Source organism: Limnohabitans sp. 15K (assembly GCF_002778285.1).
GTDB lineage: Bacteria > Pseudomonadota > Gammaproteobacteria > Burkholderiales > Burkholderiaceae_C > Limnohabitans_A.
This window is the reverse complement of the sequence record NZ_NESM01000003.1, coordinates 309630-330583: the sequence shown is the minus strand read 5'-3', so window position 1 is coordinate 330583 and position 20954 is coordinate 309630. Positions and strand designations below refer to the sequence as shown.

The following is a 20954-nucleotide window of genomic DNA, read 5'->3' as shown; positions in this document are numbered from 1 at the left end:
AACGCGTACACCCTAAAATCAGCGATTCCCCTACAAACTGCCCCACCATGTCTGCCCCCAACGCCCCGCGCCAGCTTTTTGTCACCACCGCCTTGCCGTATGCCAACGGCAATTTCCACATCGGCCACATCATGGAGTACATCCAGGCCGACATCTGGGTGCGGTTCCAGCGCATGCAGGGCAGCCAGGTCAACTTTGTAGGTGCCGACGACACCCATGGCGCACCGATCATGATCGCGGCCGAAAAAGCGGGCAAGACGCCCCAGCAGTTCGTGGCCGACATCGCGGCGGGCCGCAAGCCTTATTTGGACGGCTTTCACATCCAGTTCGACAACTGGCACAGCACAGACGCGCCTGAAAACCACGAGCTGGCCCGCCAGATTTACCGCGACCTGCGCGACATCTCAAAGACCGATGGCGGCTCGCTGATCGAGGTGCGCTCGGTCGAACAGTTCTTCGATCCGCAAAAGAACATGTTTTTGCCCGACCGTTTCATCAAAGGCGAGTGCCCCAAGTGCCACGCCAAAGACCAGTACGGGGACAACTGCGAGGTGTGTGGCGCGGTCTACGCCCCCACCGACCTGATCAACCCCTTCTCGGCTCTGTCGGGTGCCAAACCCGAGCTCAAAACCTCGGAGCACTTCTTTTTCAAGTTGTCCGACCCACGCTGCGTTGAATTTTTGAGCCAGTGGACGCAAGACGGCAAGCTGCAACCCGAAGTGGCCAACAAGGTCAAAGAGTGGTTTTCTGTTCGCACCAACCCCGACGGCACGACCAGCGAAGGCTTGGGCGACTGGGACATCTCGCGAGACGCGCCTTACTTTGGCATCAAAATCCCCGATGCGCCGGGCAAATACTTTTATGTGTGGCTCGACGCACCTGTGGGCTACTTGGCCTCGCTCAAGAACTTGCTGGACAAGCGCGGCGAGGACTACAACGCCTACATGGCCAACCCGGATCTGGAGCAAATCCACTTCATCGGCAAAGACATCGTCACCTTCCACACGCTGTTTTGGCCCGCCATGCTGCACTTTTCGGGCCGCAAGACGCCCAATAAGGTGAACGTGCACGGCTTTTTGACGGTGAACAACGGCGAAAAAATGAGCAAGAGCCGGGGCACGGGCCTGGACCCGCTCAAGTACCTCAGCCTGGGCATGAACCCCGAGTGGCTGCGCTACTACCTGGCCGCCAAGCTGTCGGCCCGCAACGAAGACATCGACTTCAACGCCGAAGACTTCATGGCACGGGTGAACTCTGACTTGATTGGCAAGTTCATCAACATCGCCTCCCGCTCGGCCGGTTTCATTGCCAAGCGCTTTGACGGAAAACTGGGCATGGTGAGCGCCGACGGTCAGGCGCTGCTGACTGCTCTGCAAAGCACCACACCCACGATTGCCGCCTTTTACGAGGAGCGCGAATACGCCAAGGCCCTGCGCGAAGTCATGTTGCTGGCCGACAAGGTCAACGCCTACGTGGACCAAAACAAACCTTGGGAACTGGCCAAGCAAGAAGGCCAGGAAGTACGCTTGCACGATGCCTGCAGTGCCTGCATCGAGGCCTTCCGCCTGCTCTCCCTGCAACTCAAACCCGTCTTGCCTGCTTTGGCGGCGCAGGTCGAAGCCTTCCTGAATGTGTCCCCTTTCACGTTTGACCAGGCGCAAAGCCTGCTGGGCGCGGGCCACACCATCAACGCTTACCAACACCTGATGCAACGCGTCACCCCCGAACAACTCGACGCTTTGTTCGAGCCGCCTGCCGTGGTCGAAGAAAAGCTGATCCCCGGCGGTGAAGAGATCGCGCCCACGATTTCCATCGATGACTTCACCAAAATCGATTTGCGCATCGCCCAAATCGTGAACTGCGAACCTGTGGAAGGCTCGGTCAAGTTGCTGCGCCTGACGCTGGACGTGGGCGAGGGTCGCACGCGCAATGTGTTCAGTGGCATCGCCAGCATGTACAAGCCCGAAGACCTGATCGGCAAACTGACGGTCATGGTGGCCAACCTGGCCCCGCGCAAGATGAAGTTTGGCGTGAGTGAAGGCATGGTGCTGGCTGCCAGCCATGCTGACGAAAAAGCCGAACCCGGCATTCATGTGCTGCACCCTTGGCCGGGTGCTAAGCCCGGCATGCGGATTCACTGATCGCCTGGCCCTGAGAAAGCGCTGGACATGTTTCCCCTGATTCGTGGATGGACAGATGTACAGCGCAGCCCTGAGGCCAATCTTCGCTTAGGGCTGGTTCTGACCTTTGTGGCCGGGGCCACCAACGCGGGTGGTTTTTTGGCGGTGGGCAGTTACACATCGCACATGACGGGCATCGTGTCTTCGGTCGCCGACGATCTTGTGCTGGGGAACATGACCCTGGCCTTGGCGGGTGTGGTTTGCCTCATGGCTTTCATGGCGGGCGCCATGTGCACGGCCATGCTGGTCAACTGGGGGTTGCGTCAGCGCCTGCACAGCAGTTACAGCCTTCCTTTGCTGCTGGAGTCTGTGGCCTTGCTCGTTTTCGGCTTGTTTGGCGCAGCCATTGCGGCTTGGTCGCAGGTGTTTGTTCCGATCACGGTGGTCCTGCTGTGCTTCATCATGGGCCTGCAAAATGCGGTCATCACCAAGATCTCGAAGGCCGAAATCCGCACCACGCACATCACGGGTCTGGTCACCGATTTGGGGATTGAGCTGGGCAAACTGTTTTACATGAATCGGTCCCACCTGACTCAGCCCGTGCTGGCCAACCGCCAACGCTTGCGGGTACAAGCGTCATTGGTGCTGGGATTCTTAGTTGGCGGACTGGTTGGGGCTTTGGGCTTTAAACACGGGGGCTACATCACCACCTTGCCCTTGGCCGCCTTGCTTTGGATTTTGTGTCTGCGCCCTCTGTTGTCCGACCTGCGATCCCACGCCACATGAACTGGGTGCAGGCCATGCATTTCTTTCGACCCCGATTGCTGGACAGCCTGCAAGGCTACAACCGGCAACGCTTTGTTCAAGATGTGAGCGCAGGCATAACGGTCGGTGTCGTGGCCTTGCCCTTGGCCATGGCTTTTGCCATCGCCTCTGGCCTCAAACCCGAGGCGGGCTTGTTCACCGCCATCATTTCGGGGTTCTTGATTTCGGCCCTGGGAGGCAGCCGCGTGCAAATCGGCGGACCGGCTGGCGCCTTCATCGTCATCGTTTACGGCATCGTGGAGCGCTACGGCTTGGCCAACCTGATTTTGGCCACCGCCATGTCGGGCGTGTTGCTGTTTTTGATGGGCCTCTTCCGACTGGGCAGCTTGATTCGGTTCATTCCGGTGTCGGTGGTCATTGGGTTCACCAACGGCATCGCGGTATTGATCATGTTGACGCAAATCAAGGACTTTTTGGGCCTGAAAATCATCAACATGCCGGCAGACTTTTTTGGCATCTTGCACGCGCTGTGGCACAACCTGCAAAGTGCCAGCTTGGCTTCTTTTCTACTGGGCTTGGCCTCTTTGTCCTTGCTGGTCGGTTGGTTGCGCATGAGCCGCCGCTTGGCAGACACCCCCTTCAAGGCCATCACCATGGTGCCGGGCTCTGTCATCGTGCTGGTGTTCGCGACTGGGGTCGCTTGGTTGCTGTCTTTGCCGGTAGAGACCATTGGCAGCAAGTTCGGTGGCATCCCGTCGTCCATGCCTGCTTTCGTATGGCCTGAGTTCAGCTGGGACAGCGCCCGGTTTCTACTCATGCCGACCCTGACATTGACGCTTTTGGGGGCGATTGAATCCTTGCTTTGCGCCCGCATCGCCGACGGCATGACCGGGGACCGCCACAACCCCAACCAAGAATTGATGGCACAAGGTGTGGCCAATTTCGTGACGCCTTTTTTTGGCGGCATGCCTGCCACGGGGACGATTGCACGGACCGTCACCAACATCCAAAGCGGCGGGACCACCCCCATTTCCGGCATGGTGCATGCGCTGACTTTGCTGGCTGTGGTGCTGGTGGCGGCCCCCTTGGCCGCGCACATTCCCCTGGCGGCACTGGCAGCGATCTTGATGTTTGTGGCCTGGAACATGGGCGAGTGGCGAGAGTTTTGGCTGTTGCGCCAATACCGCCTGCCCTACCGGTTGACCTTGCTGGCGGTGTTTTTACTCACCGTGGTGTTTGACCTGACGGTGGCCATCGAAGTGGGTCTCATCGCTGCCTGCCTGACCTTTATTTACCGCATCTCCAGCCTGAGCCGCTGCGAAAGTGTGAGCCCACGGGACCAAGCCGCACTGGTGGGCTATGAAACCCGGGTCCAAGCTTGGCGTCTTTACGGAGCCTTGTTCTTTGGTGCCGTCAAATTGATCGAAGAGATTGAAGACAAGATCAGCACGCCTGTCTTGGTGGTGGACCTCAAAAACGTGATTTACATCGACTCCTCGGGTGCAGATGCCTTGATGAACCTGATCGACACTTGCCAGAAAAAAGAGATTCAGCTGATCGTCTGTGGCTTGGAACACCAGCCCCTCGACATTGCAGTGCGAAGCGGGATACTGGAACACCTTCAAGGTCGACTGGAAGCCGATCTGCCTTCGGGTCTGCAAAGGGCTGTCCGTCAGTTCGCCCCTCAAGGCCAGTAAAATCAAGCCTTGTTGAGCCGTTTCACACGCGCCTTTGCGCTGCCCGACTGCCCAAAAGAAAGACCTGTATGTCCATTTTCCGCCGCCCCGATTACACCTCCGACACCACCCAATTCATTGAGCAACTCAAGGCCCAACGCCCTGAGTTGGAAGCAGAGCAACGCCAAGGCCGTGCTTTGCTCTGGGACAAGCCCGTGAGCCGCGTGGAGCAGCAAGCCTTCAAAGACGGTCAAGTGGCTCAAAAACCTTACGTTTACCAAACTCAGGCCTCCTGAGCGCAGCCCTTTCCATGACCCTCCCCACCGAACTGCCTGCCCCGCTGCAAGACGCGCCCGCGTCCATGCCGCAGGTGGTCGACCATGTGGCGGTGGCTCGGCTGTACGGCGAGCCTTTGTTCTCCATGCCCACCGACCTGTACATCCCGCCGGATGCACTGGAGGTGTTTTTGGAGGCTTTTGAGGGCCCACTGGATTTGCTGCTCTATTTGATCCGCAAGCAAAACTTCAACATCCTCGACATCCCCATGGCAGGTGTCACGCGCCAGTACCTGGCCTATGTGGACGAAATCCGCCAACGCAACCTGGAACTGGCGGCCGAGTATCTGTTGATGGCGGCCATGCTGATCGAGATCAAGTCGCGCATGTTGTTGCCCCCCAAAAAGGTGGCTGAGGGCGAAGAAGCTGAAGACCCCCGGGCCGAGCTGGTGCGACGCTTGCTGGAGTACGAGCAAATGAAGCTCGCCTCCATGCAACTGAATGTGGTGCCTCAGTACGGGCGCGATTTTTTGCAGGCACAGGTTTACATCGAGCAAAGCCTGCAACCGCGCTTTCCCGATGTGAACATGGACGAGCTGCAATTGGCGTGGCGTGACATATTGAAACGCGCCAACTTGGTTCAGCACCACAAAATCAGCCGCGAAGAGCTCAGCGTGCGCGAACACATGACCATCGTGCTCAAGCACCTGCAAGGCCGCAAGTTTGTGGAGTTTGAGAACTTGTTTGACCCTACATTGGGAACCCCGGTGTTGGTGGTGACCTTCATCGCCTTGCTCGAGTTGGCCAAAGAAACCCTGATTGAGATCACCCAAGCCGAGGCTTTTGCACCGATTTACGTTCGGCTGGCTTACACACCCAGCTGAAGGCCAGCCAAGCACGCGCGCCTGACAACGCACACAACGCTTGGCCAAGCGCCATTTCTACAGAGATGTCCCCCATGATCATTGCCCGTTCCATCGACGAACTCCGCCAAGCCCTGAGCGCCTCACAACGCCCCGCCTTTGTGCCCACCATGGGCAACCTGCACGCAGGCCACATCAAGCTGGTCGAGCTGGCCAAGCCCCAAGGCGACTGCACGGTGACCAGCATCTTTGTGAATCGCCTGCAGTTCTTGCCGCACGAAGACTTTGACAGCTACCCCCGCACTTGGGAAGCCGACTGCGCCAAGCTGCAGGCCGCAGGATGCGATGTGGTGTTTGCCCCGCGCGAGACCGATCTTTATCCAGAAGCCCAGACCGTCAAGGTGCACGCCGACCCGGCGCTGGCCGACATTTTGGAAGGTCACTTTCGCCCCGGTTTTTTCACGGGCGTGTCCACCGTGGTGATGAAGCTGTTCATGAGCGTGTTCGCGGGCAAGGCCCAGGGCGTGGCCGTGTTCGGCAAAAAGGACTACCAGCAGCTCATGGTGATTCGCCAGATGGTGCGCCAGTTCGCACTGCCCATCACCGTGCTGGGCGTGGACACCTGCCGCGCCGAAGATGGCCTGGCACTGAGTTCGCGCAACGGCTACCTGAGCGAAGCCGAACGGGCCGAAGCGCTGCAACTGTCATTGGCCCTGCGCGAACTGGGCCGCGACGCTGTGGCCGCTGCCGATGCGCTGGCCGCTCACTTGCCCGCCCTCGAAGCCAAAGCCATGGAAGGTCTGCGCCAGCGCGGCTGGCATCCCGACTACCTGACCGTGCGCCGCCGCCATGACCTGCAAACGCCCCAAGCAGGCGATCCGTTGGTGGTTTTGGGCGCGGCCAAGTTGGGCGCAACGCGCTTGATTGACAATTTCGAGATCTGAAACCGCCAACAGCGGCTGGCCAGCAACTTAAACCGCCTCGCCCCGAGGCCCACGCCCCATCAGCACCTGCACGGCCTCAAGGGCTTGCAAGTGGCCATCCAGCAATGCAACGACAGCTTGCGTGATGGGCATGTCAACACCCAGACTCTGGGCGCGTTGCCAAACGGTGCGGGCGCTGTAAACGCCTTCGGCCACATGGCCGAGCGATGTCACAGCTTGTTCCAAACTCAGGCCCTGTGCCAGCAGCAATCCCACCTTGCGGTTGCGGCTCAAGTCGCCTGTGGCGGTCAGCACCAAATCGCCCAAACCGGACAAACCCATGAAAGTTTCGGTCTTGGCCCCCAAAGCCACGCCCAATCGGGTCATCTCGGCCAGGCCCCGTGTGATGAGCGCCGCACGGGCGTTCAGGCCCAATTCCAGGCCATCACACAGGCCCGTGGCAATGGCGAGCACGTTTTTCACGGCCCCTCCAACCTCAACCCCCACGATGTCGTCGTTGGCGTACACGCGCAAAGCCCCACCATGGAATGCTTTGACCAAGGCCTCACGCACGGAGGCGTGCGAACTGGCAGCCACCAAAGCCGTCGGCTGGCTGCGGGCCACTTCTTGCGCAAAACTGGGACCATTCAAGGCCCCGGCCAACAACTGCGGGGCCACTTGGGCTTGCACCTCATGCGGCATGAGGCCGGTGCCGGACTCAAACCCTTTGCACAACCAAGCCACCGAAGCTGCAGTGCCTTGCAGCGCTTGCAAGCTGCTGCGCAAACCGGCCATGGGGGTGGCAATGACGAACAGATCTTCAGATCGTGCCTGTTGGCGCTCTGCATCCAAAGGACCAGAAACGATGTTCAGGGCAGCTGGCAAATCAATGCCTGGCAAATAACGTTCATTGCGACGCAGGGCTTGCATGGCCTGCGCCTGGGCCGCATCACGCACATGCAGGCTCACCTGGTGGGCTGAGGTTTGGCGGCTGGCCGCAATGGCCAGCGCGGTGCCCCAAGCCCCCGCACCGATGACGGTGATCTGCATGCCGGGCGCGTGTCGCTTTTACTGCTGAGGGGCAGCAGCTTGCTGGGCTTGCTGCTGCTCGTACATGGCTTGGAAGTTGATCTCAGCCAAGTGCACGGGCGGAAAGCCAGCGCGTGTGATCAAGTCGGCCACGCTGGCGCGTAGGTAAGGGTAGACGATTTGTGGGCAAGCGATGCCCATGACCGGACCCATTTGGTCTTCGGGCAGGTTGCGGATTTCAAAAATGCCGCCTTGCTTGCATTCGGCCAAAAATACGGTTTTGTCAGCGATTTTCGTGTGCACCGTGGCGGTCACACACACCTCAAACACGCCCTCAGCAGCGGGTGTGGCTTCCACGCCCAGTTGAATGTCCACGCTGGGTTGCTGCTGCTCCAACAAAATGGCGGGGGAATTGGGTTGCTCGAGCGAAGCCTCTTTGAGGTAAACGCGTTGGATTTGAAAAACAGGGGCCAAAGCTTCGGTGTTGACTGCGGTATCGGTCATGGATTTCTCTTCAAAATGAATGCGGACAGGCTTTTCAGGGAATGTCCAAAAATAAGACCGCCCAATTATCAGCGATCAAAAACGCCTCAAAGTCAGGCGGCTTGCAACAAAGGCACCAAACCGCCTTTGGCGTCCAGCGCCATCAAATCGTCGCAGCCGCCCACATGGGTCTCGCCCACATAGATTTGAGGCACGGTGCGGCGACCTGTCGTTTGCATCATGAGGTCGCGCTGCACGGGGTCCAAGTCGATGCGGATTTCTTCAATCTGTTCGACGCCTTTGGATTTGAGCAGCTGCTTGGCTCGCACGCAGTAAGGGCAGACAGCGGTGGTGTACATCTTGACGGTTTGCATCGGTTTTCCTTGGGGTTCAGGCTTTGTCGACAGGCATGCTGGCAGCTTGCCAGGCCTTGAGGCCTCCAGCGAGCGAATGCACATTCTCAAACCCGAGTTTGCGGGCCGTTGCAGCCGCGCGGGCCGAGCGGGCACCCACCTGGCAGACCATCACCACTTGGGACGATTTGTTTTTGACCAACTGGGCCAATTTGTCTTCGAGTTGGCCCAAAGGCAGGTTTTTGGCGCCCATCACATGACTGCGCGCGAACTCTTCGGGCTCGCACACGTCAATGACGACGGCTTTTTCACGGTTCATCAGCTGCACCATGTCTTGTGGGCTCAAGCCATTGCCTTTGTTCAAAACAGGGAAAAGCAAAGCGGCCCCCGAGACCAAAGCCACGGTGATGAGCATCCAGTTGTCGAGGAAAAATTTCACGAATCAGACCTTTAAAGGCAAAAAAACAAGGGCCAGATGAAAGGCCGGGAGGTGTAGATTCTAAAATGACCGGCTTATCCTTTGATTTCACGACCTTCAAAGTCTCACTTCACATGTACAAAATTGTTCTTATCCGCCATGGCGAATCCACCTGGAACCTTGAAAACCGTTTCACGGGTTGGACCGATGTCGATTTGACCCCCGTCGGCGTGAGCCAAGCCATGTCAGCCGGTCAGCTGCTCAAAGCCGAGGGCTGGGACTTTGACATTTGTTACACCTCGGTGCTCAAGCGGGCCATACGCACGCTTTGGCTCACTTTGGACGAAATGGACCGCACTTGGCTGCCCGTGGTCAAGGACTACCGCCTGAACGAACGCCACTATGGGGCACTGCAAGGACTGAACAAAGCGGACATGGCCAAAGAATTTGGCGATGAACAGGTGCTGGTGTGGCGCCGCAGCTACGACACGCCGCCACCCGCCTTGGAGTCCACCGACCCTCGTTGCGAGCGCAGCGACCGGCGCTACCCGAGTGCCCAAGCTGTTCCGCTGACCGAATGCCTGAAAGACACCGTGGCCCGGGTCATACCGGCCTGGAACGACAGCATTGCCCCCAGCATCAAGGCGGGCAAACGTGTGATGCTGGCCGCGCACGGGAATTCCATCCGAGCGCTGATCAAGTATCTGGACAATGTGTCTGACGAAGACATCGTGAGTCTGAACATCCCCAACGGCATTCCGCTGGTGTACGAATTGGACGAGAACCTCAAGCCCATCCGCCACTACTATCTGGGCGATGCAGAAGCCGCCGCCAAGGCCGCCGCGGCAGTGGCCAGCCAGGGCAAAGCCTGATAACCCCAGGCGGTGCATTCCACCGCCCCTCGGGTGTATATTGACCTGATTCTGAATAGATAGACTGAAGCACATGGGACAAAAACTCAAGATCGCAGGCTGGCTCAGCGTGGGCGCATTGGCGGGTGTACTGACCACGGTGTCACTGCAAACGGTGGCACGCGGCAACCTGGCCCCCCTGCCCCTGGAAGAGCTTCAGCAATTGGCCGCCGTGTTTGGCATGGTCAAGAGCGATTACGTCGAGCCCGTTGACGAGAAAAAACTTATTTCTGAGGCCATCTCTGGCATGGTCGCCAGCCTGGATCCACACTCTCAATATTTCGACAAAAAGAGCTTCAAAGAGTTTTCTGAAGGCACTTCTGGCAAATTTGTGGGTGTGGGCATCGAAATCAGCCAAGAAGACGGTCTGGTCAAAGTGGTTTCTCCCATCGAAGGCTCTCCCGCAGACCGCGCTGGCCTCAAACCCAATGACCTGATCACCAAGATCGATGACACCGCGGTCAAAGGTCTCAGCTTGAACGACGCCGTCAAACGCATGCGTGGCGAGCCCAAGACCAAGGTGCTGCTGACCATCTTCCGCAAATCCGAAAACCGCACCTTCCCAGTGACCATCGTGCGCGAGGAAATCAAGACCCAATCGGTCAAATCCAAAGTCATCGAGCCAGGTTATGGCTGGATTCGCGTCTCGCAGTTCCAAGAACGCACCGTCGATGACTTCGCCCGCAAGATCGAAGAGATGTACAAGCAAGAGCCTCAACTCAAAGGCTTGGTGCTTGACCTGCGCAACGACCCGGGTGGTTTGCTCGACGCTGCCGTGGCTTTGTCCGCCGCATTTTTGCCAGAGAACGTCACCGTGGTCACGACCAACGGCCAACTTGAAGAAAGCAAATTCGCCTACAAAGCATCACCCCAATTTTGGCGGCGCAACAACAACAATGACCCCATTGCACGCATGACCCAAGCCACCGGTGGTGCCTTGAAGAAAGTGCCTTTGGTGGTCTTGGTGAACGAAGGCTCGGCCTCGGCCAGCGAAATCGTGGCAGGTGCCTTGCAAGACTACAAACGCGGCACCCTGATGGGCAGCCAGACCTTTGGCAAGGGCTCTGTGCAAACCGTGCGCCAACTGGGTCCGGACACGGCACTCAAGATCACCACCGCCCGCTACTACACCCCCAACGGCCGTGCGATCCAGGCCAAAGGCATCGTGCCTGAAGTGATGCTGGACGAAACCGCCGAGGGCAACGTGTTTGCCGCCCTGCGCACCCGCGAGGCCGATCTGGAGAAGCACTTGTCCAACGGCAAAGAGGCCGAAGAGAAGAAAGACCCGGCCCGCGAAAAAGCCCGTGAAGAAGCCCTCAAAAAGCTGGAAGAAGAATCCAAAAAGCCTGTCGCCGAACGCCGACTGCCCGAATTTGGTTCTGACAAGGACTTCCAGCTGATCCAGGCCCTGAACAAGCTCAAGGGTCTGCCCGTGAAGGCCAGCAGCACTTTGGCCGAGCGTAAAGTCGACAAGAAAGAAGACTAATCGCCATGGTGGACGCGCATGAATGACGCGCAGCTGCTGCGCTATTCGCGGCACCTGTTGCTCAATGAACTGGGCATCGACGGCCAGGAAAAACTTCTGGCCTCGCACGCCCTGATCGTCGGCGCTGGCGGCTTGGGCTCCCCCGTCAGCCTCTATTTGGGCAGTGCAGGCGTGGGGCACATCACCGTGGTGGACGACGATCTGGTCGACGCCACCAATTTGCAGCGGCAGATTGCCCACACCTTGGACCGGGTGGGCCAGTTCAAAGCCGACTCGGTGCGCACGGCGATTGCGCAAATCAACCCCGATGTGACCGTGACCCCCATCACCCAGCGCGCTGATGCGGCTTTGCTCGACTCCTTGGTGGCCCAGGCCGATGTGGTGCTCGACTGCTGCGACAACTTTGAAACCCGCCAAGCCGTGAACCAGGCCTGCGTGAAGCACCGCAAACCCCTGGTCTCGGGTGCGGCCATCCGTATGGACGGGCAAGTCTCGGTGTTTGACATCACCCAGTCTGAGGCGCCTTGCTACGCCTGCATCTTCCCGCCCGAGCAAGCCCCCGAAGAAACCCGGTGCGCCACGATGGGCGTGTTTGCGCCCTTGGTGGGCATCATCGGCACAGTACAAGCGGCCGAAGCCCTCAAAATCTTGAGCGGCATGGGCAGCCACATGGCCGGGCGTTTGCTCATGCTCGATGGCCGCGAGCTGTCCTGGAGCGACATCCGCATGCAACGCAACCCGGATTGCCCGGTGTGCGCGGCGCACCGCTCATCCTGAAATGGCCTGCTGGCCTGCCCCTCCTTGATAAAGAGGATGGGGCAAACCCGGTTCGTCAGATGCAGTAATTCGTTATGTAATCCAGACAGGTCATTCCGCAAACACACGCACACCATGTATTTGAGCTCCAAACAGGCAACGCTACTTGGCCAGATCATGCAGACCTTGGCCGAGCCGCACGAAGAAACCGAGATCCGAGAGATCATGGGTGACTTGGTCATGCAGTTGCTCGGTGCGCAGTATTACGCCAGCTATGTCTGGCAGCCCGGCAGCCAGAGTTTTTCACAACCCATCCAGATCAACATGGACCCCATGAATCTGCGGGCCTACGAAAACTATTACCAGTTTCATGACCCGATCACACCCCTGATGCAACGCTATCAGGTGGCTGTACGTGCAACCGATGTGTTGGCCCATGAGGCGCTTCAAAAAACCGAATTCTTCAATGACTTCTTGAACAAAGATGGGCTGTATTGGGGTGTGAACCTGTATGCCTGGCACCAAGGGCAAAACCTGGGAGACATGCGCATCTGGCGTGACAAGCGGCGTGAGAACTTTTCTCTCGATGAGTTGCGCCTGCTGGACATGTTGCAGCCAGCATTTGTGACCGCACTGGCCAGAGCTCAACGGTCGACACAGCCGCAGGACTTGCAGCTCAACACCTTGTCTCAGCGCTTAACACCCCGTGAGCAAGAGACTGCGCGGCTGGTGATGCTGGGCATGCCAGACAAAGAGATCGCGCGGGCCTTGCAGATATCACCCACCACAGTGCGTACGCATTTGGAAAATGCTTTTCGCAAAGTGGGCGTGAGCAGCCGCGCAGCACTGGTGCACAAATTGCGCGCCTGAGGGCCGCAAACTCCTGAATCTTGAGGATGGTTGCGGGCAGGCCGTCTCCCTAGCATGAACAGAACGTCCATCCAGGCGTTTCAACATCCAAGGAGACCTTCATGACACCCAATACATCACGTCGACAATTTTTCAAAAGCACGGGCGCTGTTTCAGCTGCAGCCATGTTGGGCGGCGCTGGCTTGACAGCCTGCGGCGGCAACAGCAGTGGCGTTGCTGCATTGAGCGCTGATGAACAGCTGGCGCTCACCGCCACGCAGGCCTTGGCCGCCTACAAAGCAGGCAGCTTGACCGCCACCACTTACGTCACCAGTCTGATCAACCGTGCCAAGTCCTTGTCTGAGCTCAACGCCATGATCACCCTTGACGAAGCGGGCGCCTTGGCTGCGGCCAAGCAAGTCGATGCCGACCGGGCCGCTGGCAAAACATTGGGTGCATTGGCTGGCTTGCCGATTGTGGTCAAGGACAACATCAACACCAAAGGCATGAAGACCACGGGCGGCACCTCTTCACTGCGCAATTTCCAGCCCAAAACCAACGCGCCTTCTGTGCAAAAACTGCTCGATGCAGGCGCCATCATTTTGGGCAAGACCAATTTGCACGAGTGGGCCTTTGGCATCACCAGCACCAATTTCACGCTGGGCATTGACCCGATCAGCAAAGAAGCCACACGTCCTGCCAAAAACCCCTATGACACCAGCCGTGTTCCTGGCGGTTCATCGGGTGGCAACGGCGTTGCCATCGCTGCGCGCTTTGCGCCGGCAGGTTTGGGTACCGACACCGGTGGCTCGACACGCGTGCCCGCGTCGTTCTGCGGTATTGCGGGCTTTCGCCCCTCGGTGGGCGATGGCGCTGGCAAAGGTCGCCGCTACCCAGACACCGCGACAGATGCGCTGCCAATCAGCACCACACGAGACACCGTGGGCCCCATGGGCCGCACCGTGGCAGACATCGCCTTGCTCGACGCGGTCATCACGGGCGGCGTTGTGCCCACGGCCAAAGCGCTCAAAGGTCTGAAGATCGGTATTCCCGCCGCCTTCTGGGCGGATCTGGACGACAGCGTGAAAACTGTTGCGGAGGCAGCCAAGAAAAAACTGGCCGATGCAGGTGTGGTGTTCGTCGACGCCGACTTGACCGGCATCATGGCGCTCAACGACTCGATGTCTTTCCCGATTGCCCTGCACGAACCCGTCGCTGCGATTCCTGCTTACTTGAGCGCGAACAGCGCGCCTGTGACCACCGTTGCACAAGTGCAGGCTGGATTGGCCAGTCCTGACGTACAAGGCGCTTTTGGTGCCATTGCGGGCGATGTGTTTGCGGCCGCCTATGACGCTGCCATGGTCCCCACCACAGGTGGCCGCGCACAACTGCAAAAACTTTACAAAGACTACTTTGCAGCGCAAGGCGTGGAGTGTGTTTTGTTCCCCACCACTCTTTTGGCAGCGCCCAAAATAGATACGGCAACAGGCTCCAGTTCGGGAAAACTCCCCTACACCGTTGGCGGTGTGGCGAAACAAACCGCACGCGACACCTTTGGCACCTGCATCTTTCATACCGACCCGTGCACCAACGCCGGCATTCCCAGCCTGTCGATCCCTGCGGGTCTGACGGCTGGCGGCTTGCCCGTGGGCATGGAAATCGACGGACCACTGGGGTCAGACACCAATTTGCTCGCCATTGGCATGGGCATCGAAGCGGTTTGGGGCTCGGTCAAAGCGCCAGCGATCTGATCAAGACCGGCCTTGAGCCGGTTTGAATGCAAAAAAAGGCCAGGTGGGATGACCCCACCTGGCCGTTTTTTAGAAGTGCGTGCTCAGTCAGCCGTGAAACCGGAAGCCTTAACCACAGGTGCCCAGCGGGCGGTTTCTGAGCTGATCAGCGCTTGCAGGTCTTGCGGGCTGCCACCACCGATTTCCAGGCCCATTTTGGTGAAGCGATCTTTGAGTGCCGGGTTTTTCAAAGCCCGGTTCACGGCGGCGTTCAAGGTGGTGATCTGCGCGGAATCGGTACCGCCTGGTGCGAACAGGGCAAACCAGCCCACGCCCACCAAATCCTTGAAGCCTGACTCACGCAGCGTGGGCACATCCGGAAACAAGGCATTGCGCTGAGGGCCTGAGGTGGCCAGGATGCGGCTTTTGCCTGCGCGGTGCATCTCGCCCTGGTCCACCAAGGTGTCAATGCCCAAAGTCACTTGATCGCCGATGAGTGCCGTCATCAATTGCGCGCCGCCGTTGTAGGGCACATGCGTCAGATCGAGCCCCGTCTTCTGGCCGATCATCACGCCAAAGAAATGCGGCAAACTGCCTGGGGCGGGTGAGCCAAATGAGCCGGTTTTGGGATTCTTTTTGACCACGGGCACCAAGTCCGCAATGCTGCGAATGGGGCTGTCGGCCTTGACCGACACACCAAACTGGAAGTCTGCAATGTGCGCCACAGGTGCAAGGTCTTTTTGCACGTCGTAGTTGAGTTTCTTGTAAACCAGCGGTGCCAGCACCGGCACCACAATGGGTGCCAACATCACCGTGGCCCCGTTGGGCGCGGCATTCTTCAAGGCTTCAGCGGCGATGCGGCCACCTGCACCCACGCGGTTTTCGACCACCACCGGGCGGCCCAATTCGTCCTTGAGGCGTTCGGCCAGCAGACGTGCGGCCAGGTCGGCCGAGCCGCCAGCGCCAAAACCCACCAACACTTTAAGGGGGACCGGGTCGTTGGCTTGCGCCAGCCCAGATAACAGCAGCAACACGCTGCCCAACCAGAGTTTCGTTTTCATCGCGCTTCCTTAAGGTTCAAAAGTTGAAAAACACACGAGATGACTTTAGGGTTTTATGCCGGAAGCGAACACCCTCAAAATTGACGGTTGGTCCAGTTCAAGGCGCCACACAGCGGGTAATCTCTCTTGACCTTGCCTTTGCATTTGTTAACTTGAAGTGCTTGTGAAAAGCCCCCCATGTACCTGAACACACAACAATCCAAAATGCTGGCAGAGCTGTGCGCGGTCATGGCATCGGACGTCACGAAAGCGCAACTGCTCCAGTCCCTGGCGCAACCCTTGGCGCAGTTCATGCAGGCCGATCATCTGGTGTCCCGCCAATGGAATTCCACCACCCATCGCTACGCCATCTGCGCGTCTTACAACGTCAAGCAATCCAGAATCCGGGCGTATGAAGCGCATTTCCAGTTTTGTGACCCCATCACACCCCGCCTTCGGGCCGTGCGCACGCCCGCTCGGGTCAGCGATGTGTGTTCTGCGCAAGAGCTGGAGGGCTCCGAGTTTTACAACGACCACCTGCGCCAGGACGGCATTCACTGGGGTGTGAACCTGTACGCCTACCGTGGTGATGCGTGTCTGGGCGATCTGGTCATTTACCGGGCGCGGGGACGAGAAGACTTCAGTCCTCAGGACATGGCTTGCCTGAACATCCTGGCGCCGGTGTTCACAGCGGCCTTGAGCCGACTGGAGGCGGTGGATTCCACCAAACCCGCTTGGATGGGCCATGACAAAGCCGAGCTGCGCCGCTTGTTGAGCGGGCCTTGTCAGCTCAGCCAGCGCGAGGCCGATGTGGTGCTGCTTTGCCTGAACGGTTGCTCAGACAAGGACATTGCACGGCAGCTCCAGATTGGCTTTACCACCGTGCGCTACCACTTGGGCCACGCGTTTGAAAAGCTCGGCGTTCAGGGGCGCAACAAATTACCCGCCCACATCGGACAACTGTTGCATCAGGCCTGAATCATCGGTGGCCGAGGCAGGCGTGGCAAAACCCGCTCAATGGCCGCCGCCACACCCAACAAGTGGCGATCTGTGCCCAAGGGGCCGTCCAGCTCCAGCCCCACGGGCAAGCCCTCGGCCGTCAAACCCGCCGGAAGGCTGATGCCGGGCAGTCCGGCATTGCTGCCGGGGTCGGTGTTGCGGATCAAGGTTTGGAATGTGGGCACTGCTTGCCCATGCAAATCCACCAGTTCGTCGTGACCAATCAGTGGGGCCGTCATGAGGCAGGTTGGGAAAGCCAGTGCATCCAGGCGGTGGTTGGCAAAGTGCCGGGCATAAGCGGCCTGCAGCTTTTGCCGCCTGCTCAGTGCCCCAGCATAGGCCGTGGCCGTGGCCGTGACGCGTGTATCGCCGAGTTGCCCAGACAAAATCCGGACCACATCTGGGCTGCCCACACCCGCCAGCAGGGCGTCCATCGACAAGCCCTGCGCCTTGGCATAAGCGGGCAGGCTTTGCATCATTTCGAACATCACCAAGGTCGATCCCGTGGTGTCGTTGTGCCGCTTCAGGTCGGGCACATCCAAAATCACGCACACAACGCCTTCAGCGACCAGCGTATCCAGCGTTTGCTCAATGACCGCCAGAACTTGCGGGTCAGCGCCTTCAAAGAAGTCCCCTCGCGGAATACCCAGACGTAGGCCTTTGAGTGACACATCCGGCACGTTCGGTGAATCTTGAGCAAAGAGAGCGTCGAGCCAAGCCACGTCGGCAACGCTGCGGGCCATCGGCCCCACGGTGTCTTTGCTGGGTGACAAGTGCAAGATGCCTTGCGAGGGGTAGCGGCCCATGCTGGGCCTGAACCCCACCACACCACACAAAGCGGCTGGCAGGCGCACCGAAGCACCGGTGTCTGTGCCGAGAGCGGCGGGCACCATGCGCGAGGCCACGGCCACGGCCGATCCACCAGAGCTGCCACCCGGGACGCGCAGGGGGTTCCAGGGGTTGCGACAAGCACCCGTGACCGCGTTGTGGGTGGTGCCCCCCAAGGCCAGTTCGTGCAGATTGGTTTTGCCAGCGATCAAGCCGCCCGATTGCAGCAGGCGATCGACCACAGCGGCATTGCGCTGGGGTCTGGAAGCGAGCAAGGCGCGCGTGCCACCACTGGTGGGCAGATCGGCGGTGTCGATGTTGTCCTTGATCGCCACCGGTATGCCCGCCAAAGGGAGATGATCCGATGGCGCAGCCCTGACCAGATCGAGTGCTCTGGCTTGGTGGATCAATCGTTCAGGATCGCGGCTGATCCAGGCATTCAAAGGGGCAAGTCGGTCGGTTTGCGCCATCAAGGCCAGGACATACTCCAGGTGTCCGAGTTGTCGTTTCCGCAGCGCTGTGGCCGCTTCCATCAGCGTGAGTTCAACGGGGACCATAGAGCGTGAAGAGGAAAATACTTCACTTTAAGAGGCCGCCCACTTCTTGCACACCCCTATGAATGATGGTGTTTACGTTTTTCCATTAGCAAGTGTCCATGCTCACAAATCTCATCTCAACACCATCGCAGTTCAAGCATCCATTCTGAACACCCTTCGGTCGCCGGGGTCGCCTCCTTCAGACAAACTGGCCACGGTCTATCGTGAGAGCGGGCCCTATTCGCGAATATTTACAAACCGTCAAGCGCCGTGGCAAGTGCCATGGAATTTCCTGAACACGGGCGGCGACATGGCGGCATCAGGTGCGGCAAATACACCGATCTTTTGCAGTTGGGCCTGCCGCTGCAAACCCGCGTAAGGGCCCTTGCCCGTGCGAAACCTGTAGGCCCAGGCCATGCCTGATCGGACCATTTCGGCACCCAAGTCCACGCCATCTAACGTCAAGCGCCCAATCTGCCGACCATAGCTGTCTTGGCCGTGATCCAGCACTTGCACAGGCTTGCGCAGCGCCAGCCGAATCATCGCGTCGCGCGCTTCGGTCCCACCGGGCTGGCAGGTCTCGGGCGCGTCAATGCCTTCGATGCGCAGCTTGACCGGCTCGTGTTGGCCTTCGCGTACCAGCAAAACCGTGTCGCCATCCATGACCCAGCTGACCCAGCCTGTCCAAGATTCGGCCGCTTGCACGCCCAAAGACAAGCAACAAGCCATCGCCGCCAGACATGGGGCCGCCTTCCTCATGCGGATGCCATCAGACACGGGCCTGGCCTCGCCGAACGAAAAGAACAATTCAAAAACATCAGGGTTTTCAGGGAGGAATTCGTGAAGATCATTCTCGTCGAAGGCGCTACATTCAGTGGCGAACCAATGAATTAATTCGGGGACATGCCGCCCCGCAAAAAAGGAGACTTTCATGCAGCCATTGCGCATCCCCCTCACCCGCCGGACCTTGGGCGCCATCGCGCTGTGCCTGGCCGCACTCTCGCCCAGCCTGCAGGCACAAGAAAAACCGCCTCTGCGAATAGTGGTGGGCTTTCCGCCCGGCGGCTCGGCCGACGTTTTGGCCCGCATGGTGGCCGATGCGCTGCGCGATGACTTTGGCACCATCATCGTCGACAACAAACCTGGCGCAGGCGGGCGCATTGCGCTGAACATCGTCAAAGCAGCCAAACCCGATGGCCAGACCGTGATCGTGTTGCCCAGTGGCCCCATGGTGCTGTTTCCCCATGTCTACAAAAAGCTCGACTACGACGCGGTGAAAGACTTCACCCCGGTCTCTCAAATTGCCCGCTTTCAGTTTGGCGTGGTCTCCGGCCCCGCCAGCAACGTAAAAAACGTGGCCGAGATGGTGGCCAAAGCCAAGAGCGATCCCGGCAATGCCAGCTATGGCACGCCCGGCGCGGGCACCTTGCCCCACTTCATGGGCGTCTTAATGGAGCAGTCTGCAGGCATCAGCCTGAACCATGTGCCTTTCCAGGGCGGTGCGCCGGCCAACAACGCCTTGCTGGGCGGCCACATCGGCTACAAGTTTGACGTGGTGTCGGAAACCGCCGAAATGCACCGTGCAGGCAAAGCACGCATCATTGCCGTGACCGGCAGCCAGCGCGATTCGCAAGTGCCGGAAGTGCCCACGCTCAAAGAGTCGGGCATCAACATGGAGGCCACGGCTTGGTTCGCCATGTACGGCCCCGCAGGCCTGAAAGGCGATGCCCTTGGCCGCCTGGAGAAAGCCATGATGAAGATCGCACGCGACCCGGCCATGAAAGACAAGATGCTCAAATTGGGCCTTGAACCCATTGGCTCGAACTCAGCCGATCTGGCGGCAGCACAGAAAGCCGACCTCAACCGATGGGAAAAACCCATCAAAGCCACAGGCGTGCAATTGGACTGAAAACATTGAGCAGACAAGGATAAACCCATGCAAAAGTCATTTCGTCGCGCTTGTTTGATGGGCAGTTTGGCCCTGCTGGTGGGCACCTGCGCCATCGCCCAAAATGCCCCTTGGCCCAGTAAACCCGTCAAGTTTGTCAACAGCTTCCCGCCGGGAGGCCCTTCTGATATTTTGGCCCGCGCGGTGGGTGATGTGCTGCAAAAGCAGTTCAACCAGCCCTTTGTGGTCGAAAACAAACCCGGCGCTGCAGGCAATGTGGGTGCAGACCAAGTGGCCAAATCAGCAGCCGATGGTTACAGCCTGCTGTGGGGCATCGACACCACCCACACCATCAACCCGCATATTTACAAAACCATGCCTTTTAAAGAGGCCGACCTCAAGCCACTGGTGGTGCTCTCCAGTTCCGGCTTGCTCTTGGGTGTGCATCCAAGTACCGGCATCAAAAACGTGAAAGACTTCATGCAAGCAGCCCGTGACCGAAGCTTGAACTTCAGCTCGGGTGGCAATGGTTCGCCCGGGCATTTGTGGGTCAACATCAGCAATGTGTCTGCCAGCACGCGCTTGGTCCATGTGCCTTACCGAGGCAACTCGCCCGCAGTGATGGCCGTGGTGTCGGGCGAAGTGGACGGCGGCACCCTGGCAACGCCCGGCATGCTGCCGCAAGTCAAAGGCGGGAAAGTCACGGCGCTGGCCGTCACCAGCCGCAAACGCTCACGCTTGGCCCCGGATGTCCCCACCATGGCCGAAGCCGGTTTCAAGGATCTGGAAAGCGAAGTGCTTTACGTGGTCATGGCCCCTGCCAACACCCCCGAGCCTCTGATGCAAACCATGGCCAAAGCCATCACCGATGCCATGGCCAAACCCGAGCTGCAAACCCGACTGAACGATTTGGACATGGCCTACGAAGGCCTGACCGGCAGTGCAGCGGCCGCGCGACTGAGCAAACTCTCGGACAGCTATGGCCGCGTGATCCGCGCCACAGGCATGAAAGTTGACTGACCTCTC

21 protein-coding genes are annotated in these 20954 nt (G+C 59.1%); 14 read left to right on the top strand and 7 right to left on the bottom strand.

The window, feature by feature from the left end; all coding sequences use genetic code 11:
• Nucleotides 1-47 precede the first annotated feature (47 nt).
• From metG to panC, 6 genes are all read left to right on the top strand, one after another.
• The gene (gene metG / locus B9Z40_RS12825; protein ID WP_100173737.1) at nucleotides 48-2141 is read left to right on the top strand and encodes a methionine--tRNA ligase; all 2094 of its coding nucleotides are present in this window, start codon (nucleotides 48-50) and stop codon (nucleotides 2139-2141) included.
• Between the two features lie 27 nt (nucleotides 2142-2168).
• Nucleotides 2169-2906, top strand: a complete 738-nt coding sequence (locus B9Z40_RS12820; RefSeq protein ID WP_100173736.1) for a YoaK family protein — start codon at nucleotides 2169-2171, stop codon at nucleotides 2904-2906.
• A complete protein-coding gene (locus B9Z40_RS12815) occupies nucleotides 2903-4582 on the top strand; it encodes a SulP family inorganic anion transporter (protein ID WP_100173735.1) in 1680 nt (559 codons plus the stop codon). The genes B9Z40_RS12820 and B9Z40_RS12815 overlap by 4 nt, the downstream gene beginning before the upstream one ends.
• 68 nt (nucleotides 4583-4650) lie before the next feature.
• Nucleotides 4651-4857, top strand: coding sequence for a DUF3460 family protein (locus tag B9Z40_RS12810; RefSeq protein WP_100173734.1), 207 nt, complete (start codon nucleotides 4651-4653; stop codon nucleotides 4855-4857).
• A 14-nt stretch (nucleotides 4858-4871) separates the two neighbouring features.
• A complete protein-coding gene (locus B9Z40_RS12805; protein WP_100173733.1) occupies nucleotides 4872-5720 on the top strand; it encodes a ScpA family protein in 849 nt (282 codons plus the stop codon).
• 74 nt (nucleotides 5721-5794) lie between these two features.
• The gene (gene panC, locus B9Z40_RS12800; protein ID WP_100173732.1) at nucleotides 5795-6643 is read left to right on the top strand and encodes a pantoate--beta-alanine ligase; all 849 of its coding nucleotides are present in this window, start codon (nucleotides 5795-5797) and stop codon (nucleotides 6641-6643) included.
• 27 nt (nucleotides 6644-6670) lie between these two features.
• Here the strand turns inward: panC and B9Z40_RS12795 are convergent, their stop codons facing one another.
• From B9Z40_RS12795 to B9Z40_RS12780, 4 genes are all read right to left on the bottom strand, one after another.
• A complete protein-coding gene (locus B9Z40_RS12795) occupies nucleotides 6671-7672 on the bottom strand; it encodes an NAD(P)H-dependent glycerol-3-phosphate dehydrogenase (protein ID WP_100173731.1) in 1002 nt (333 codons plus the stop codon).
• 18 nt (nucleotides 7673-7690) lie between these two features.
• On the bottom strand, nucleotides 7691-8155 hold the full coding sequence (gene secB, locus B9Z40_RS12790; protein ID WP_100173730.1) for a protein-export chaperone SecB: 465 nt from the start codon (nucleotides 8153-8155) through the stop codon (nucleotides 7691-7693).
• Nucleotides 8156-8247: 92 nt separating this feature from the next.
• Nucleotides 8248-8508: a glutaredoxin 3 gene (gene grxC / locus B9Z40_RS12785; RefSeq protein ID WP_100173729.1), complete on the bottom strand. Its 261-nt coding sequence runs from the start codon at nucleotides 8506-8508 to the stop codon at nucleotides 8248-8250.
• Between the two features lie 16 nt (nucleotides 8509-8524).
• Nucleotides 8525-8926 (bottom strand): rhodanese-like domain-containing protein, encoded by a 402-nt coding sequence (locus B9Z40_RS12780; protein WP_100173728.1) that lies wholly within the window; start codon nucleotides 8924-8926, stop codon nucleotides 8525-8527.
• Between the two features lie 113 nt (nucleotides 8927-9039).
• On the opposite strand from B9Z40_RS12780, the gene gpmA reads away from it, so the two are divergent.
• The 5 genes from gpmA (at nucleotide 9040) to iaaH (B9Z40_RS12755) (ending at nucleotide 14658) form a co-directional block, all read left to right on the top strand.
• Nucleotides 9040-9777: a 2,3-diphosphoglycerate-dependent phosphoglycerate mutase gene (gene gpmA / locus B9Z40_RS12775; protein ID WP_100173727.1), complete on the top strand. Its 738-nt coding sequence runs from the start codon at nucleotides 9040-9042 to the stop codon at nucleotides 9775-9777.
• 73 nt (nucleotides 9778-9850) lie between these two features.
• The gene (locus B9Z40_RS12770) at nucleotides 9851-11302 is read left to right on the top strand and encodes a S41 family peptidase (protein ID WP_100173726.1); all 1452 of its coding nucleotides are present in this window, start codon (nucleotides 9851-9853) and stop codon (nucleotides 11300-11302) included.
• Nucleotides 11303-11320: 18 nt separating this feature from the next.
• Nucleotides 11321-12079 (top strand): molybdopterin-synthase adenylyltransferase MoeB, encoded by a 759-nt coding sequence (locus B9Z40_RS12765; RefSeq protein WP_100173725.1) that lies wholly within the window; start codon nucleotides 11321-11323, stop codon nucleotides 12077-12079.
• A 114-nt stretch (nucleotides 12080-12193) separates the two neighbouring features.
• Nucleotides 12194-12928, top strand: a complete 735-nt coding sequence (locus B9Z40_RS12760) for a LuxR C-terminal-related transcriptional regulator (RefSeq protein ID WP_158238097.1) — start codon at nucleotides 12194-12196, stop codon at nucleotides 12926-12928.
• A 101-nt stretch (nucleotides 12929-13029) separates the two neighbouring features.
• Entirely contained in the window at nucleotides 13030-14658 is a 1629-nt protein-coding gene (gene iaaH, locus B9Z40_RS12755) for an indoleacetamide hydrolase (RefSeq protein WP_100173723.1), read from the top strand.
• An 83-nt stretch (nucleotides 14659-14741) separates the two neighbouring features.
• Here iaaH (B9Z40_RS12755) and B9Z40_RS12750 read toward each other — a convergent pair whose 3' ends face one another.
• Nucleotides 14742-15698 (bottom strand): Bug family tripartite tricarboxylate transporter substrate binding protein, encoded by a 957-nt coding sequence (locus tag B9Z40_RS12750; protein WP_100173722.1) that lies wholly within the window; start codon nucleotides 15696-15698, stop codon nucleotides 14742-14744.
• Between the two features lie 177 nt (nucleotides 15699-15875).
• On the opposite strand from B9Z40_RS12750, the gene B9Z40_RS12745 reads away from it, so the two are divergent.
• Complete coding sequence (locus B9Z40_RS12745) at nucleotides 15876-16655, top strand: helix-turn-helix transcriptional regulator (RefSeq protein ID WP_100173721.1); 780 nt, start codon at nucleotides 15876-15878, stop codon at nucleotides 16653-16655.
• Here the strand turns inward: B9Z40_RS12745 and iaaH (B9Z40_RS12740) are convergent.
• The gene (iaaH, locus tag B9Z40_RS12740) at nucleotides 16646-18061 is read right to left on the bottom strand and encodes an indoleacetamide hydrolase (RefSeq protein ID WP_100173720.1); all 1416 of its coding nucleotides are present in this window, start codon (nucleotides 18059-18061) and stop codon (nucleotides 16646-16648) included. The genes B9Z40_RS12745 and iaaH (B9Z40_RS12740) overlap by 10 nt on opposite strands.
• Before the next feature lie 240 nt (nucleotides 18062-18301).
• On the bottom strand, nucleotides 18302-18769 hold the full coding sequence (locus tag B9Z40_RS12735; protein WP_233204911.1) for a thermonuclease family protein: 468 nt from the start codon (nucleotides 18767-18769) through the stop codon (nucleotides 18302-18304).
• 202 nt (nucleotides 18770-18971) lie between these two features.
• On the opposite strand from B9Z40_RS12735, the gene B9Z40_RS12730 reads away from it, so the two are divergent.
• Nucleotides 18972-19949, top strand: a complete 978-nt coding sequence (locus B9Z40_RS12730; RefSeq protein ID WP_100173719.1) for a tripartite tricarboxylate transporter substrate binding protein — start codon at nucleotides 18972-18974, stop codon at nucleotides 19947-19949.
• A gap of 27 nt (nucleotides 19950-19976) precedes the next feature.
• Complete coding sequence (locus tag B9Z40_RS12725; RefSeq protein ID WP_100173718.1) at nucleotides 19977-20948, top strand: tripartite tricarboxylate transporter substrate binding protein; 972 nt, start codon at nucleotides 19977-19979, stop codon at nucleotides 20946-20948.
• Nucleotides 20949-20954 lie beyond the last annotated feature (6 nt).

What these genes read in the sequence shown, in the direction of transcription:
- metG (WP_100173737.1), top strand. Translation starts at nt 48, where the DNA reads ATGTCTGCCCCCAACGCCCCGCGCCAGCTTTTTGTCACCACCGCCTTG.
- B9Z40_RS12770 (WP_100173726.1), top strand. Translation starts at nt 9,851, where the DNA reads ATGGGACAAAAACTCAAGATCGCAGGCTGGCTCAGCGTGGGCGCATTG.
- B9Z40_RS12820 (WP_100173736.1), top strand. Translation starts at nt 2,169, where the DNA reads ATGTTTCCCCTGATTCGTGGATGGACAGATGTACAGCGCAGCCCTGAG.
- iaaH (WP_100173720.1), bottom strand. Translation starts at nt 18,061, where the DNA reads ATGGTCCCCGTTGAACTCACGCTGATGGAAGCGGCCACAGCGCTGCGG.
- B9Z40_RS12810 (WP_100173734.1), top strand. Translation starts at nt 4,651, where the DNA reads ATGTCCATTTTCCGCCGCCCCGATTACACCTCCGACACCACCCAATTC.
- B9Z40_RS12805 (WP_100173733.1), top strand. Translation starts at nt 4,872, where the DNA reads ATGACCCTCCCCACCGAACTGCCTGCCCCGCTGCAAGACGCGCCCGCG.
- B9Z40_RS12815 (WP_100173735.1), top strand. Translation starts at nt 2,903, where the DNA reads ATGAACTGGGTGCAGGCCATGCATTTCTTTCGACCCCGATTGCTGGAC.
- iaaH (WP_100173723.1), top strand. Translation starts at nt 13,030, where the DNA reads ATGACACCCAATACATCACGTCGACAATTTTTCAAAAGCACGGGCGCT.
- B9Z40_RS12765 (WP_100173725.1), top strand. Translation starts at nt 11,321, where the DNA reads ATGAATGACGCGCAGCTGCTGCGCTATTCGCGGCACCTGTTGCTCAAT.
- B9Z40_RS12725 (WP_100173718.1), top strand. Translation starts at nt 19,977, where the DNA reads ATGCAAAAGTCATTTCGTCGCGCTTGTTTGATGGGCAGTTTGGCCCTG.
- B9Z40_RS12750 (WP_100173722.1), bottom strand. Translation starts at nt 15,698, where the DNA reads ATGAAAACGAAACTCTGGTTGGGCAGCGTGTTGCTGCTGTTATCTGGG.
- secB (WP_100173730.1), bottom strand. Translation starts at nt 8,155, where the DNA reads ATGACCGATACCGCAGTCAACACCGAAGCTTTGGCCCCTGTTTTTCAA.
- grxC (WP_100173729.1), bottom strand. Translation starts at nt 8,508, where the DNA reads ATGCAAACCGTCAAGATGTACACCACCGCTGTCTGCCCTTACTGCGTG.
- B9Z40_RS12745 (WP_100173721.1), top strand. Translation starts at nt 15,876, where the DNA reads ATGTACCTGAACACACAACAATCCAAAATGCTGGCAGAGCTGTGCGCG.
- B9Z40_RS12795 (WP_100173731.1), bottom strand. Translation starts at nt 7,672, where the DNA reads ATGCAGATCACCGTCATCGGTGCGGGGGCTTGGGGCACCGCGCTGGCC.
- panC (WP_100173732.1), top strand. Translation starts at nt 5,795, where the DNA reads ATGATCATTGCCCGTTCCATCGACGAACTCCGCCAAGCCCTGAGCGCC.
- B9Z40_RS12735 (WP_233204911.1), bottom strand. Translation starts at nt 18,769, where the DNA reads ATGGCTTGTTGCTTGTCTTTGGGCGTGCAAGCGGCCGAATCTTGGACA.
- B9Z40_RS12730 (WP_100173719.1), top strand. Translation starts at nt 18,972, where the DNA reads ATGCAGCCATTGCGCATCCCCCTCACCCGCCGGACCTTGGGCGCCATC.
- B9Z40_RS12760 (WP_158238097.1), top strand. Translation starts at nt 12,194, where the DNA reads ATGTATTTGAGCTCCAAACAGGCAACGCTACTTGGCCAGATCATGCAG.
- gpmA (WP_100173727.1), top strand. Translation starts at nt 9,040, where the DNA reads ATGTACAAAATTGTTCTTATCCGCCATGGCGAATCCACCTGGAACCTT.